This window comes from Ottowia sp., from assembly GCF_035444425.1.
Taxonomy (GTDB): Bacteria; Pseudomonadota; Gammaproteobacteria; order Burkholderiales; family Burkholderiaceae_C; genus Ottowia.
This window is the reverse complement of record NZ_DAOMOQ010000004.1, coordinates 26,984-40,393: the sequence shown is the minus strand read 5'-3', so window position 1 is coordinate 40,393 and position 13,410 is coordinate 26,984. Positions and strand designations below refer to the sequence as shown.

At 67.7% G+C, this 13,410-nt stretch carries 14 protein-coding genes; 11 read left to right on the top strand and 3 right to left on the bottom strand.

What is annotated here, in order from left to right:
- Window positions 1-99: 99 nt before the first annotated feature.
- On the top strand, window positions 100-609 hold the full coding sequence (locus PK606_RS02705; protein WP_324560323.1) for a DUF1993 domain-containing protein: 510 nt from the start codon (window positions 100-102) through the stop codon (window positions 607-609).
- 193 nt (window positions 610-802) lie between these two features.
- Here PK606_RS02705 and PK606_RS02700 read toward each other — a convergent pair whose 3' ends face one another.
- From PK606_RS02700 to PK606_RS02690, 3 genes are read right to left on the bottom strand one after another with little or no spacing between them, the layout of a single operon-like run.
- Window positions 803-1,294 carry a flavodoxin family protein gene (locus tag PK606_RS02700; RefSeq protein WP_324560320.1) on the bottom strand — a complete coding sequence of 164 codons (492 nt, stop codon included), beginning with the start codon at window positions 1,292-1,294 and terminating at the stop codon, window positions 803-805.
- A gap of 27 nt (window positions 1,295-1,321) precedes the next feature.
- Window positions 1,322-1,936, bottom strand: coding sequence for a class I SAM-dependent methyltransferase (locus PK606_RS02695; RefSeq protein ID WP_324560318.1), 615 nt, complete (start codon window positions 1,934-1,936; stop codon window positions 1,322-1,324).
- 40 nt (window positions 1,937-1,976) lie between these two features.
- The gene (locus PK606_RS02690) at window positions 1,977-2,540 is read right to left on the bottom strand and encodes a lipocalin family protein (protein WP_324560315.1); all 564 of its coding nucleotides are present in this window, start codon (window positions 2,538-2,540) and stop codon (window positions 1,977-1,979) included.
- 177 nt (window positions 2,541-2,717) lie between these two features.
- On the opposite strand from PK606_RS02690, the gene PK606_RS02685 reads away from it, so the two are divergent.
- The 10 genes from PK606_RS02685 (at window position 2,718) to hisF (ending at window position 13,329) form a co-directional block, all read left to right on the top strand.
- Window positions 2,718-3,905: an NAD(P)/FAD-dependent oxidoreductase gene (locus PK606_RS02685; RefSeq protein ID WP_324560312.1), complete on the top strand. Its 1,188-nt coding sequence runs from the start codon at window positions 2,718-2,720 to the stop codon at window positions 3,903-3,905.
- A 220-nt stretch (window positions 3,906-4,125) separates the two neighbouring features.
- Entirely contained in the window at window positions 4,126-4,371 is a 246-nt protein-coding gene (locus tag PK606_RS02680; RefSeq protein WP_324560310.1) for a CopG family transcriptional regulator, read from the top strand.
- Window positions 4,343-4,801, top strand: a complete 459-nt coding sequence (locus PK606_RS02675; protein WP_324560308.1) for a PIN domain-containing protein — start codon at window positions 4,343-4,345, stop codon at window positions 4,799-4,801. Before PK606_RS02680 ends, PK606_RS02675 begins: the two co-directional genes overlap by 29 nt.
- Window position 4,802: 1 nt before the next feature.
- Window positions 4,803-5,894, top strand: coding sequence for a histidinol-phosphate transaminase (gene hisC, locus PK606_RS02670; RefSeq protein ID WP_324560305.1), 1,092 nt, complete (start codon window positions 4,803-4,805; stop codon window positions 5,892-5,894).
- Window positions 5,891-6,493, top strand: a complete 603-nt coding sequence (gene hisB, locus PK606_RS02665) for an imidazoleglycerol-phosphate dehydratase HisB (protein ID WP_324560302.1) — start codon at window positions 5,891-5,893, stop codon at window positions 6,491-6,493. The genes hisC and hisB overlap by 4 nt, the downstream gene beginning before the upstream one ends.
- A 274-nt stretch (window positions 6,494-6,767) precedes the next feature.
- Complete coding sequence (locus tag PK606_RS02660) at window positions 6,768-9,200, top strand: prealbumin-like fold domain-containing protein (protein WP_324560300.1); 2,433 nt, start codon at window positions 6,768-6,770, stop codon at window positions 9,198-9,200.
- Window positions 9,201-9,645: 445 nt separating this feature from the next.
- Entirely contained in the window at window positions 9,646-10,878 is a 1,233-nt protein-coding gene (locus tag PK606_RS02655) for a DUF1194 domain-containing protein (protein WP_324560297.1), read from the top strand.
- A 137-nt stretch (window positions 10,879-11,015) separates the two neighbouring features.
- A complete protein-coding gene (gene hisH, locus PK606_RS02650) occupies window positions 11,016-11,678 on the top strand; it encodes an imidazole glycerol phosphate synthase subunit HisH (protein WP_324560294.1) in 663 nt (220 codons plus the stop codon).
- Window positions 11,679-11,785: 107 nt separating this feature from the next.
- Window positions 11,786-12,535, top strand: a complete 750-nt coding sequence (hisA, locus tag PK606_RS02645) for a 1-(5-phosphoribosyl)-5-[(5-phosphoribosylamino)methylideneamino]imidazole-4-carboxamide isomerase (RefSeq protein WP_324560291.1) — start codon at window positions 11,786-11,788, stop codon at window positions 12,533-12,535.
- A 14-nt stretch (window positions 12,536-12,549) separates the two neighbouring features.
- On the top strand, window positions 12,550-13,329 hold the full coding sequence (hisF, locus tag PK606_RS02640; RefSeq protein ID WP_324560590.1) for an imidazole glycerol phosphate synthase subunit HisF: 780 nt from the start codon (window positions 12,550-12,552) through the stop codon (window positions 13,327-13,329).
- Window positions 13,330-13,410 lie beyond the last annotated feature (81 nt).

The following is a 13,410-nucleotide window of genomic DNA, read 5'->3' as shown; positions in this document are numbered from 1 at the left end:
GGTGCACGGCAGCCCGCCTGCGTAGACTGCGCGGTCATCGGCGCCGGGATCGACCATGCCCGGCCCCTGGCGCCGTGCCATTGAAGGAGGTGAGCAAGCATGACCCATATTTCCATGTACCAGGCCAGCGTACCGAGGCTGGTGAACCTGCTCGGCAACCTGTCGGGCATGCTCGACAAGGCGCAGGCGCACGTCGATGCCGGCCATGTCGATGAGGCGGCGCTGATGAGCCGGCGCCTGGTCGAGGACATGTACCCGTTCTCCAAGCAGGTGCAGATCGCCTGCGACAAGGCGCGCAGCGTGGTCGCGCGGCTGGCTGACCTGGACCCGGCGCGCGACCCCGATGACGAGCAGACGCTGGCCGAACTGCAGGGGCGCATCGCCCGCACCATCGAATTCCTGCAGAGCGTGCCGGCCGAGCGCATCGACGGCACCGACGACAAGGACGTGACCCTGCCGGTGACCGGCGTGCCGACCACCTACAAGGGTTTGCAGCTGCTGCTCGGCCATTCGCTGCCCAACGTGTATTTCCACACCGTCACCGCCTACAACCTGCTGCGCCAGGCCGGCGTGCCGGTCGGCAAGCGCGATTTCCTCGGCGATCCCTGATCCGGCGGCGCGTCCGGGCGCCGGAACCGGATCATTCCATTTCCAGATCAACACAACAACAAACTTGTCATTCCGGCGAGGGCTTGTCCCGTACCGCGATACGGGGCCGGAATCCAGACGGCGTGTGCAAGCAGGCATGGATCCCGGCTTTCGCCGGGATGACGATAGTCGACGTTTTGAAGTGGGATTGGAATCAGAACACGCCCAGCGCCAGGCCTGCCGCCAGCGCGGCGCCGAGTTCCTCGGCCTGCTTCAGCTCTGCGGCGGGGATCGTCTTGGGCGCCAGGATCGCCTCGGGCGTCTGCGCGTGCGTGCAGACGATCAGCGCCGGCGCCGCGGCCTTGAGCCGCCAGCCGGTGGCGATGCGCTCGATCTGCCGTGCCGCGTTGCTGCCGTCGCTGCCGGCGCAGATCAGCGTGGCGTAGGGCCGGCCCTCGATGCGCTCCAGCACCGGGTAGTAGCAGCGGTCGAAGAAGTCCTTCATCAGACCGGCCATCGAGGCCAGGTTCTCCGGCGTGCCGAACAGGTAGGCGTCGGCCGCCAGTACGTCGGCGGGCCCCGCTTGCGGCGCGGCCAGCAGGCGGACCCGCACCCCGTCCTCGGCGCCCGCGCCCGCGGCGGCGGCCCGCACCAGCTGCCCGGTGCCGCCGGTCATCGTGTGGTAGACGATCAGCAGGGTCTTCATGACGAGCATCGTCGGCCTGCGTGCGGATCAGCGTTGGCCGACCCAGCGCGTCACCCTGGCCGGGCCCTGGTGGCCCGGCCCCTCGTCGAGCACGGTGTCGGTCTCCTCGGCCAGCAGCTCGCGCAGGCCGGCGAAGTCGGCGCGCAGCAGTTCCAGCGTGTACAGCATCGCGACGTCCTTGGGGCCGCCGCTGGCCAGCGGCAGCTGGCTGGGATGGAAGGCTTCCAGCACCAGCAGGCCGCCCGGCCGCAGCGCCTGCACCAGCTTGCGATGCACCGCCGTGCGCAGCGCCGGCGGCAGGTGCAGGTAGATGGCGACCACGGCATCGAAGCCGGCCGGCTCGGACGACCAGTCGGCCAGCTCGGCGTGGGTGGTGTGCAGCGTCACGCCGCGGCGGCGTGCCAGGTCCTGGGCGCGCGCCAGGCCGACCGCCGAGCCGTCGACGCTGAAGGCGGCGTGGCCCTGTTCGGCCAGCCAGACGCCGTTGCGGCCCTCGCCGTCACCCGGCAGCAGGATGCGCGAACCGGGCGTGAAGCGCACCGCCTGCTCGACCAGGAAGGCGTTCGGCCGTTCGCCGTACTTGAAGCCGGTGCTGGCGCCGTAGTTCTGGTCCCAGAAGGAGGGCGGCGGGTGGGTGCTCATGGGTCCGATTCTGCCCGCACCCGGCATCGGCAAGCTCGGCTCAGCGCCGCGCCAGGCTGGGCCGGCGCGCCGCCAGGTTGCGCCGCTGGTCGACCCACAGCAGGCGCTCGACGTCGAAGCCGGCCGCGCGCGCCTGCTCCAGCAGCCGGGCGCGGATGGCCGGGCGCAGCTGCGGCGTGCGCGCCAGCAACCGCAGCTGGTCGTGCGTGGGGCCGCTGACCAGCGCGTGCTGGTAGTCGTCGTCGAGCGCGAACACCACGTGGCTGGCCCGCAGCGGCCAGAAGATGCTGAGCTGCAGATGCCCCGCGTCGGCGCCCTCCACCGCTTGCACGCGGGCGTGGCCGGTGCGCCAGCGGCCGTCCCGGAAACCGCGCTGCAGCAGCTGCACGCCGCCGTCGGCCAGCCGCTGGTAGTCGAGCGTGGTGTTGCTGATGCCGCGCTCGTGCGGCTGGTCGATGCGCGCCACCTCGTACCAGCGGCCCAGAAAGCGCGCCAGCTCGAACGACCGCACCGGCTGCACGCCGGCCGGCAGTTGCAGGCGTTGCGACACGCGAACCAGCGCATAGGCGCCGGCAGCCAGCAGGGCAAGGGTTCTGAGCTTCATGGTCAGCGCCGCAGCTTAGCGTGCTTCAGCAGCCGATGCTGTAGGCGTGCGCCGCAAACCGCGTCGGCTGGTACATCGCTCCGCGCGCCGGCGATCGCTGCCCGGCGCGGCCGCCTCGCCGCTATGATTTGCGTAGTATCCGGCGCCACGGTGCGCGCCGGCCGTGCGAGGCGGGACATGGCGGATCAGGTGGTGATCATCGGCGGTGGCGCCATCGGCAGCAGCGTGGCGCGCTACCTGACGCAGCCCGGGTTCCAGGCCGCACGGCGCTGCGCGGTGACGGTGCTCGAGCGCGACTTCAGCTATGCCCGCGCCTCGTCGGCGCTGTCGGCCAGCTCGATCCGGCAGCAGTTCTCGAGCGCCATCAACATCGCCATCTCCCAGTACGGCATCGGCTTGCTGCGCCGGGTGGCGCAGGAATTGGCGCTGCCGGGCGAGCCGCCGCCGGACATCGGCCTGCACGAGGGCGGCTACCTGTACCTGGCGACGGCGGCCGGCGAGCGCGTGCTGCGCGACCAGCACACGGTGCAGCGCGCGCACGGCGCCGACATCGCGCTGCTGGCGCCCGAGGCTTTGCAGGCGCGCTTTCCGTGGCTCGACACCAGCGGCATCGCGCTCGGCGCGCTCGGGCTGTCAGGCGAGGGCTGGTTCGACGGCTACAGCCTGCTGCAGGCCTTTCGGGCCCAGGCGCGGGCGCAGGGCGCGCGCTACCGGCAGGCCGAGGCGGTCGGCTTCGACCTCGCCGGGGACCGCATCGGCGCCGTGCGGCTGGCGGGCGGCGAGCGGCTGCGTGCCGACGTGGTCGTCAATGCCGCCGGTCCGTGGGCGCGCCGGGTGGCGGCCTGGGCCGGCATCGCGCTGCCGGTGACGGCCAAGCGGCGCACCGTGTTCCACGTCAGCTGTCCCGAACCGCTGCCGCGCTGCCCCTTGCTGATCGACCCGTCCGGCATCTGGCTGCGGCCGGAAGGTGCGGGCTTCATCACCGGCTTCACGCCGGCCGAAGCCCAGGACGGCGACGATCTGCCGCTCGACGAACCCGACCACGCCGCCTTCGAGGACATCGTCTGGCCCACGCTGGCCGGGCGCATCCCCGCCTTCGAGGCGCTGCGCCTGCAGCGGGCCTGGGCCGGCTACTACGAGATGAACAGCTTCGACCACAACGCCATCGTCGGCCCGCACCCGGCCTGCGCTAACCTGCTCTTCGCCAACGGCTTCTCGGGCCACGGCCTGCAGCAGTCGCCCGCCGTCGGGCGCGGCGTGGCCGAGTGGATCGTCCACGGCGGCTACCGCACGCTGGACCTGGCGCCGCTGGGCTGGACGCGGGTGCTGGAAAACCGCCCGCTGCGAGAGCAGAACGTGATCTGATGTGCTGCGGTGTTCCGGCCGCACGATTGACGGCCTGCTTTGTCTTCCTGTTGACGTGTTCAAAGAATCATGACCACGCGCGCTGCCACCAAGGAAACTCCCTCTCCCCCCGGGAGAGGGTCGGGGTGAGGGTGGCCGGCGCGGCGCGGGCAATCGTTCCGGCAACGATCGATACCAACACGAATTTCGTGCAACACGAATTTCGTGTAAAATCCACACCATGAAGAACGTCACCATCACCGTCGAGGACAGCGTGCTCGAATGGGTGCGCGTCGAGGCCGCCAAGCGCGGCAGCAGCGTGTCGCGCCTGGTCGGCGAGATGCTGGCCGAGAAGATGCGCCGGGACGACGCCTACGAGCGCGCCTACCGCGAATGGCAGGCCGACACCGTGCGCATGCATTCCGACGGCCAGCCGTATCCAACGCGCGACGAGATCTATGCCGAGCGCACTGACCGTCTTCGTTGACGCCAACGTGCTGGTGTACGCCGACGACGCCTCCGAGGCGCGTCGCCAGCCCCTGGCCGCCGCCTGGCTAAACGCGCTGTGGTCGCGTCATGCCGGGCGCCTGTCGACCCAAGTGCTGAACGAGTTCTACGTGATCGCCACGCGCAAGATCAAGCGGCCCCTGAGCCAGGGCGATGCGCGGGCCAAGGTGCGCCGCTACCAGTTGTGGCAGCCCTGGCAGATCGACCACCAGACGGTGGAAACCGCCTGGCGTGTCGAGGCGCGCTATGGCCTGAACTACTGGGATGCGCTGATCGCGGCCGCGGCCATGCACAGCGGCGCCTCGGTGCTGCTGACCGAGGACTTGCAGCACGGCCAGATGCTGGATGCGCTGCGCATCGTCAACCCGTTCCAGATGTCAGCCGCCGAGCTGTTCGCCGATGAAACCTGAAATGCCCACCCCCAACCCGCTCGCCCGCATCCGCCAGGACGTGCAGTCCATGCACGCCTACGCGGTGCAGGATTCCGCCGGCCTGCTGAAGATGGACGCGATGGAAAACCCGCATCGCCTGCCGCCCGAGCTGCAGGCCGAGCTGGGCCGCCGCCTCGGCGCCGTCGCCATCAACCGCTACCCCGGCGCGCGGCTTGACGACCTGAAGTCTGCGCTGCACGACCACGCAGCCCCGCCCGTTGGTTGGTCGCTGATGCTGGGCAACGGCTCCGACGAGCTGATCAGCCTGCTGGCGCTGGCCTGCGACGTGCCCGGCGCGTCTATCCTGGCGCCCGTGCCCGGCTTCGTCATGTACGCCATGAGCGCGCAATTGCAGGGCCTGGCCTTCCATGGCGTGCCGTTGACGGCCGATTTCGAGCTGGACGAGCCCGCCATGCTGGCCGCCATCGCTGCGCACAAGCCCGCCATCCTGTACCTGGCCTACCCCAACAACCCCACCGGCACGCTGTGGGACCAGGCCGTCATCGAGCGCCTGATCGCCGCGCAGGGCGCGCAGGGCGGCCTGGTGGTGATGGACGAGGCCTACCAGCCTTTCGCCGCCCGCAGCTGGATCGACAGCGTGCGCGCCGCGCCTGAAAAACACCGCCACGTGCTCGTCATGCGCACGCTCAGCAAATTCGGCCTGGCCGGCGTGCGCATCGGCTACATGCTGGGCGATGCCGCGCTGATCGCCGAGATCGACAAGGTGCGCCCGCCCTACAACATCAGCGTGCTGAACGCCGAATGCGCGCTGTTTGCGCTCGAACACGCCGATCTGTTCGCCGCGCAGGCGGCCGATATCCGCGCCCAGCGCGCGCGTCTGCTGATCGAACTGGGCGCGCTGCCCGGCGTCACGCCCTATCCGAGCGAGGGCAACATGATCTTGGTGCGCGTGCCCGATGCAGCCAAGATCTTCGCCGGCATGAAGGCACGCGGCGTCCTGATCAAGAACGTTTCCGCCCTGCACCCCATGCTCGCCAACTGCGTGCGCCTTACTGTCGGCAGCGCTGACCAAAACACCCAAATGCTCACCGCCCTGAAGGAGTCGCTATGACCACCACCGCCCCCCGCACCGCCGCCGTCGCGCGCGACACCGCCGAAACCAAGATCAAGGTCAGCCTCGACCTCGATGGAATGGGTCGGTCCAAATTGAACACTGGCATCGGCTTCTTCGACCACATGCTGGACCAGATCGCCCGCCACGGCATGATCGACCTCGACGTGCACTGCGACGGCGACCTGCACATCGACGGCCACCACACCGTCGAGGACGTTGGCATCTGCATCGGCCAGGCCGTGCGGCAGGCCGTCGGCGACAAGAAGGGCATCATCCGCTACGGCCACAGCTACGTGCCGCTGGACGAGGCGCTGTCGCGCGTGGTGATCGACTTCTCGGGCCGCCCGGGCCTGGCCATCGACGTCAACTTCACCAGCGGCATGATCGGCCAGTTCGACACCCAGTTGCTGCACGAATTCTTCCAGGGCTTCGTCAACCACGCCTTCGTCACCCTGCACATCGACAACCTGAAGGGCATCAATGCGCACCACCAGGCCGAGACCATCTTCAAGGCCTTCGGCCGCGCCCTGCGCATGGCGCTCACGCCAGACGCGCGCGCCGCCGGGCAGATCCCGTCGACCAAGGGCAGCCTGTAGCGCCCCGGTCCGGGTCGACCGGCAGACGGGACAGCGCATCCGCACAGGGTGCGCTGTTGTTTTTTTTTGGCTCGTGGAGACGAGGTTGTTGGCCAAACCCCTGGAAACCAAGGGTTAACCCCTGCAAGTTACAGGATTTTACCGGCGCACCTGTGCTAACCGCCGATGTGTCCAGTGTCGAGGAAACGTGATAGAAATGCGCTCGGAAGTCTGCATGTTTCGGATTGCAACGGTATTGCAATGGCATGCATGCGTGATTGGAGCAGGAGGTCACATGAAGCAAGTGGGAGAGCATGGCTCTGGAACGCGTGGCAGATTGTTGCCACGCCTGGCGGCGCTGGGAGTGCTGGCGATGGCGTTCGGCGCGCCTTGGCCGTTGGCGCAGGCGGCCACGGGCGGCGAGGTGAGTCTGGTCCCTTGCGCGCCAGAAGAGTACAAATGCGTGGCCAACGACGCCCAGGGCGCGATCAGCGTGACGGCTGAGGATATCCCTTCCTGCACGGTCGGAGAGTGGGTTGATGTTCCGGTGACGATTCAAGCTACCACTTCCGGCAACAGCGAGCGTCTGGACATCGGCGCTTGGTTTCTCAGTTCGACGGCCGGCCAGTGCCAGAACGTGATGACCACGGCGACCAACGTCGATGGCCAGTTCAGGAATGTGGATGGCGACACCTGCGGCGACATGAGCGGCTCCGCGACCGCCTCGCAGAGCTTCTGGGTCAAGGTCCAGTGCAACCCCGATGCCAACGGCGTGGTCACCTTCCCGACCCTGGCCTACTGGTCCAACAACAAGGATCCGAATACCTGCAACGCATTCCCGGCAGGCAGGCCGAAATGCACCAAGAGCGAAACGACGGTGAACGTGGCCGCCATAAAGGGCAAGATCACGGTCAAGAAGACCGCGGCGGACGCGGCCACTCTTCCCTTCACGTTCAACGTCACCGGTGGTACCACGCAGACCTTCTCGCTGACGGCGGGCGGCACTCCGAAGGTGATCGAGGCTGACGCCACCAAGAATGGCACCAATTACACGATCACCGAGACTCCTCCGGCCGGTTGGCAATTCATTGGCGCCTCCTGCTCGACAGCCACCGGTGTGCCGGTGGGAACGTCGACCACCAATGGCATCACCGTTCCGGTGACGTTTGCCGCCAGCGAAATCAGCTGCACGTTCTCGAATGCACGGATCCCACCGACCAACCAAGTGACCTTGGTGAAGGACTTGACCGCTGACGATGGCGGCCAGTTCACCTATACGCTGGGCACGCAGACGAGCCTACCGAGCGGCGGGTCGGGCGACAAGCTGACGGGACAGTTCCAGGCCGGCACCAAAGTGGTGTTCGGCGAGGCGGCTGCGCCTGGAATCAACCTCAATCACTACACGCGGACCTACTCTTGCGTGCAGGGGACCACGCCGATCACGTTGACCAATGAAGCCACGGACAGCCGAAGCTTCACCATGCCGGCAACGGAAGGGGGCGTGACCTGCACCATCAAGAACGAGCGCAAATCCCGGCTTGTGAAGATCGACAAGGTGCTCAACGATCCTGTCACGACAAACGCGGCCACATTCAACTTGCTGCTCAATGGCACGCTAACGGCAAGCGGAGTGCGCAATTACACGGACACCGCTGGCACCCCAGTGGCTGTGGGCAGTGAGGTGACCGTGAGCGAACAGGCCGTCAGCGGTTCGCTGTCTGACTACACGGCGCAACTGAGCTGCCCGAACGTCAACCCTATCACCATCACCCAAGACAACACCGAAGGCGTGTTCAACATGCCGGATGCGGATGTGACCTGCACCTTCACCAACACCCGCATCAGCGCGAAGCTGAAGGTGGCCAAGGCCTGGGCCGATGGCTTCACGGCCGGCGACAAGGCAACGGTGACGACGACAGGCTTCATCAACACCGCGAGTTCGGGCGAGTCGACCGCCGGCACCGGCACCACCGGCGCCGAGGTCACGGTCTACGCGGGCGAGACTGGGCAGTTGATCGAGACCTTCAGCGCCGGCACCATGGCCAACTACACGCAGAGCTATGCCTGCAGCGGCGGCGTTGCGGTGGGTGCCGAGGGCAATATCAGCATCGCGGCGGCGGACAAGGACAAGACCATCACCTGCACATTGACCAACACCCGCAAGCGGGCCAGTGTGCGTATCACCAAGAGCTCCAGTGTTCCGGGTCCGGTGGCGCCGGGCAGTGAGCTGACCTACACGGTGGTGGTGCGCAACACCGGCCAGATCGCGCTCGGCGGTCAGCCGATCAGCGATCCCATGCCAGCCGACGTGGCCAGCCAGACCTGGACTTGCAGCGGCACTGGCGGCGCAACCTGTAATCCGGCCAGCGGCGACGGCGACGTCACCGGCACGGTCAATCTGCCGGTGGGCGGCGAGGTCACCTACACCATCAAGGCCAGGCTGAAGGACACCCTGACCGCAGCGGTGACCAACATCGCCAGGGTGGTGGTGCCGCCAGGCACGAGCTGCGAGGAGCCCCAGGAACAACAGGCGGCGCGCGAACGGCCGGCAAATGTCGTCGTAAACCCGGTGGTGTGCGAGGCGGAGGCCTCGAACCCGCCCGCGCCGCCGGCGCCCGCCGCCGTGACGCCGGTGCCCACCACCTCGCCCGAGGGGCTGGCCGCCCTGGCGCTGATGATGCTTGGCGTCGCCGGCTGGGCCGCGCGTCGGCACGGCAAGCGCAAGTAAGCATCCGTGACCGGGCTGCCGCACGACACGGCGGCAGCCTTCGAGCCAAGCCCGCAAGGCCATGAACCTTGCGGGCTTTTTTTATGGCGCGCGCACAGCCCGCCTCGGCAAACGCTGATTCTGCATCACCCGCTTGGCAAACTGGCATCTGCGCACGGTTTGACGATGGTGCGTATTTGGCCTTGATTTCCTGTCATATCGGTTTGCGAAGTCATCGCTTTGTGCTACAACCATCCTGGTTTGCGCGTTTGTTGGAGTCGGGAGGTCCGCTCGGCGTGCAGATACGTGAGCAGCAGGAGAAGGGGGCGACATGGATGATTCGGCAGCCCGCGCAGCCAAGGCGCGCAGCGCATGCCCGCACTCGTGTCTGGCGGCCGGCCCTCGGCCTGCTTGGCCAGGCAACAGGCCGTCGTACTTGTTTCTTTAAGGAAAGCGAGGAAGCTTCATGAGCACATATCTGAAGAAAATGGCCCGGCACGCGTCCGCGGCATCCTTGCTGGGGCTGGCGGGGGCGTTCGCGATGGCGCCGGCCGTGCAGGCGGCGCCAGTGGTCGAACTGTGCCTGGCGGTCGATTCGTCTGGCTCCATTTCAGACGAGGACTGGCGCAAGCAGATCGATGCCTATCTGGACGCGCTGCGTGATGAAACGGTGGTGCCGCAAACCGGTGCGGTCGCCGTCTCGATCGTGCCTTTTTCGACATTCTCGCAGGTTAGTCTCCCCATGACGGAGGTTACGTCTGCCAATGTAGCGGGTGTGATAACTGATCGTCTGACCGCGTTGCGCTCTGCGCGCCCATATTCGACTGAAACCGCGATCGGCGATGCCATTGCCAAGTGTGTGAGGACGTTCACTGCCGACTCGTCCGCCAAGAGATTGATCGACGTCAGCACGGATGGCGTCAATAACGAAGGTCGGGATCCCGAACTCGCTGCCAATGAGGCTGTCAATCTAGCGAGGGTCTCCGCCATCAACCTGCTGGGCATCGGAGACGAGGTCAAGCAGGGCGAGGCCGAACTGAAGAAGATCGCCCGGCCAGGCCCGGCCAAGCAAATGGGCGAGGGCCCTGGTTTCGTGAAAATCGTCGATGAGTGGAGCCAATTCAAGGATGCCTTGAGGGCCAAGCTGAAAGCCGAGCTGGGTACGCCGGGACTTGAGGTGAGAAAGACCAACCTTCGTGACTCGGTCAAGCCAGGCGAATCGCTCACCTACACCGTGACCATCACCAACACCGGCGACGCAGCCACCGGCGTCAGTTGGACCGACACCTTCACCGGTCTGGATGTGACCGGGATCACGGGCAGCGCCAGCCCCAATTCGAATGCCGGCAACTGCACACCGACCGGCTGCACCGACATCACCGTGGCCGCCCGCAGCGGCAGCGTGAGCTACACCGTGACGGCCACCGTGACGGGCGATGCGGGCACCAAGGCCAAGAACACGGCGACCGTGACGGGCGGCAACTGCTCAGCCACAGCGCCGTGCGTGGCCGTCGACGAGGATCCCATTGTCGACCCGACGACGCCGACGCCGAAGCCGCCGACGCCGCCGACCCCCGGTGCCGTGACCCCGGTGCCGACCACCTCGCCCGAGGGCCTGGCTGCCCTGGCGCTGATGGTGGTCGGGGTTGCCGGCTGGGCCGCGCGCCGGCGTGGCAAGGGCGGCAGGCGCGGCAAGTAAGCGCCGCCATGCCTTGAGGCCGCGGCGGTCCGGGCGGCCTCGCAAGCCCGCAGGCTTGATTGCCTTGCGGGCTTTTTCGTTTCCAGGAGCGCGCGGTCCGTACAATCGCGGGCTCTGACTGAGAGAAGTGGCAAGCAGTGGCATCCGGCACGGTGGCGGTGGTCGATTACGGCATGGGCAACCTGCGCTCGGTGGCGCAGGCGGTGATGCACGCGACGGCCGACACGCGTGTCAGCGCGGTCATCACGGCCGACCCGGGGGTGGTGCGCGCCGCCGACCGCGTGGTGCTGCCGGGCCAGGGCGCCATGGCCGACTGCATGCGCGAGCTGCGTTCGGCCGGCCTGCTGGAGGCGGTGCTCGACGCCGCCCGGGCCAAGCCGCTGTTCGGCGTCTGCGTCGGCATGCAGATGCTGCTGGACCACAGCGCCGAGGGCCGCACGGCGGCGGGCACGCCGGGCCTGGGGCTGATTCCGGGCGAGGTGCGGCGCTTCGAGCTGGCCGGCCGCCGCGCGCCCGACGGCAGCCGCTACAAGGTGCCGCAGATGGGCTGGAACCGGGTCTTCCAGGCCCGCGCGCACCCCATCTGGGCCGGGGTGGCGGACGGCGAGTGGTTCTACTTCGTGCACAGCTACCATGCCTGCCCGCTTGATCCAGATCACAGCGTGGGCCAGACCGATTACGGCGCGCGCTTTACCTCGGCGATCGCGCGCGATAATATTTTTGCCACCCAGTTCCACCCCGAGAAAAGCGCCGCCCAGGGCTTGGCGCTGTACCGCAACTTCCTGCACTGGAAACCCTGAAGGAGGTTGGGCGTTGGGCGTTGGGCGTTGAGCGTGGGGATCCCGGTATTCACGCTCAACGCTCAACGCCGAACGCTCAACCCTTTCGCAACGCTCAACCGATCGATATGCTCTTGATTCCCGCCATCGACCTCAAGGACGGCCACTGCGTGCGCCTGAAGCAGGGCGACATGGACCAGGTCACCACCTTCAGCGAGGCGCCGGCCGACATGGCCGCCCACTGGCTGGCGCAGGGCGCGCGCCGCCTGCACCTGGTGGACCTGAACGGCGCCTTCGCCGGCAAGCCGCAGAACCTGGCCGCCATCAAGGCCATCCTGGCCGAGGTGGACGACCGGATCCCGGTGCAGCTGGGCGGCGGCATTCGCGACCTCGACACCATCGAGCAGTACATCGACGCCGGCATCAGCTACGTCATCATCGGCACCGCGGCGGTGAAGAACCCGGGCTTCCTCAAGGACGCCTGCGCCGCCTTCGGTGGCCACGTGATCGTCGGCCTGGACGCCAAGGACGGCAAGGTCGCCACCGACGGCTGGAGCAAGCTGACCGGCCACGAGGTGGTCGACCTGGCGCAGAAGTTCCAGGACTGGGGCGTCGAGAGCATCGTCTACACCGACATCGGCCGCGACGGCATGCTGAGCGGCATCAACGTCGATGCCACGGTGAAGCTGGCACAGGCGCTCAGCATCCCGGTGATCGCCTCGGGCGGGCTGTCCGGCATGGCCGACATCGAGGCCCTGTGCGCGGTCGAGGGCGAGGGCGTCGAGGGCGTGATCGCCGGCCGCGCCATCTACACCGGCGACCTCGACTTTGCCGCCGCGCAGGCGCGCGCGGACGCCTTGAGCGGCGCCGCCGCATGAACGAGGCACCCACCATGCTGGCCAAACGCATCATTCCGTGCCTCGACGTGACCGGTGGTCGCGTCGTCAAGGGCGTCAACTTCGTCGAGCTGCGCGATGCCGGCGATCCGGTCGAGATCGCCGCGCGCTACAACGAGCAGGGCGCCGACGAACTGACCTTTCTCGACATCACCGCCACCAGCGACGGGCGCGACCTGATCCTGCCGGTGATCGAGGCGGTGGCCTCGCAGGTGTTCATCCCGCTCACCGTCGGTGGCGGCGTGCGCACGGTCGACGACGTGCGGCGCCTGCTGAATGCGGGTGCCGACAAGACCAGCTTCAACTCGGCGGCGATCGCCAACCCGCAGGTGATCCGCGACGCCTCGGACAGGTACGGCGCGCAGTGCATCGTGGTCGCCATCGACGCCAAGCGCCGTGTCGGCGATGAACTGGCGGCGCGCGGCCCGGGCTGGGACGTGTACAGCCATGGCGGACGCACCAACACCGGGCTGGACGTGGTCGAGTGGGCGCGCAGGATGGCCGGGTACGGCGCCGGCGAGATCCTGCTGACCAGCATGGACCGCGACGGCACGCGCAGCGGCTTCGATCTGGAACTGACACGCGCCGTGGCCGAGGCCGTGACGGTGCCGGTGATTGCCTCCGGCGGCGTCGGCAACCTGGACCACCTGGCCGACGGCATCCAGATCGGCCTGGCCGACGCAGTGCTGGCCGCCAGCATCTTCCATTACGGTGAATACACCATCGCCCAGGCCAAGCAGCACATGGCCGCGCGCGGCATCACGGTGCGGCTATAACTGCTGACCGGCAGGCGTTGATCCGGACCGCAAGGCCGGCGCCGGAAAAAAAATCGCTGAACCGGCCTGCAGCGGCAATTA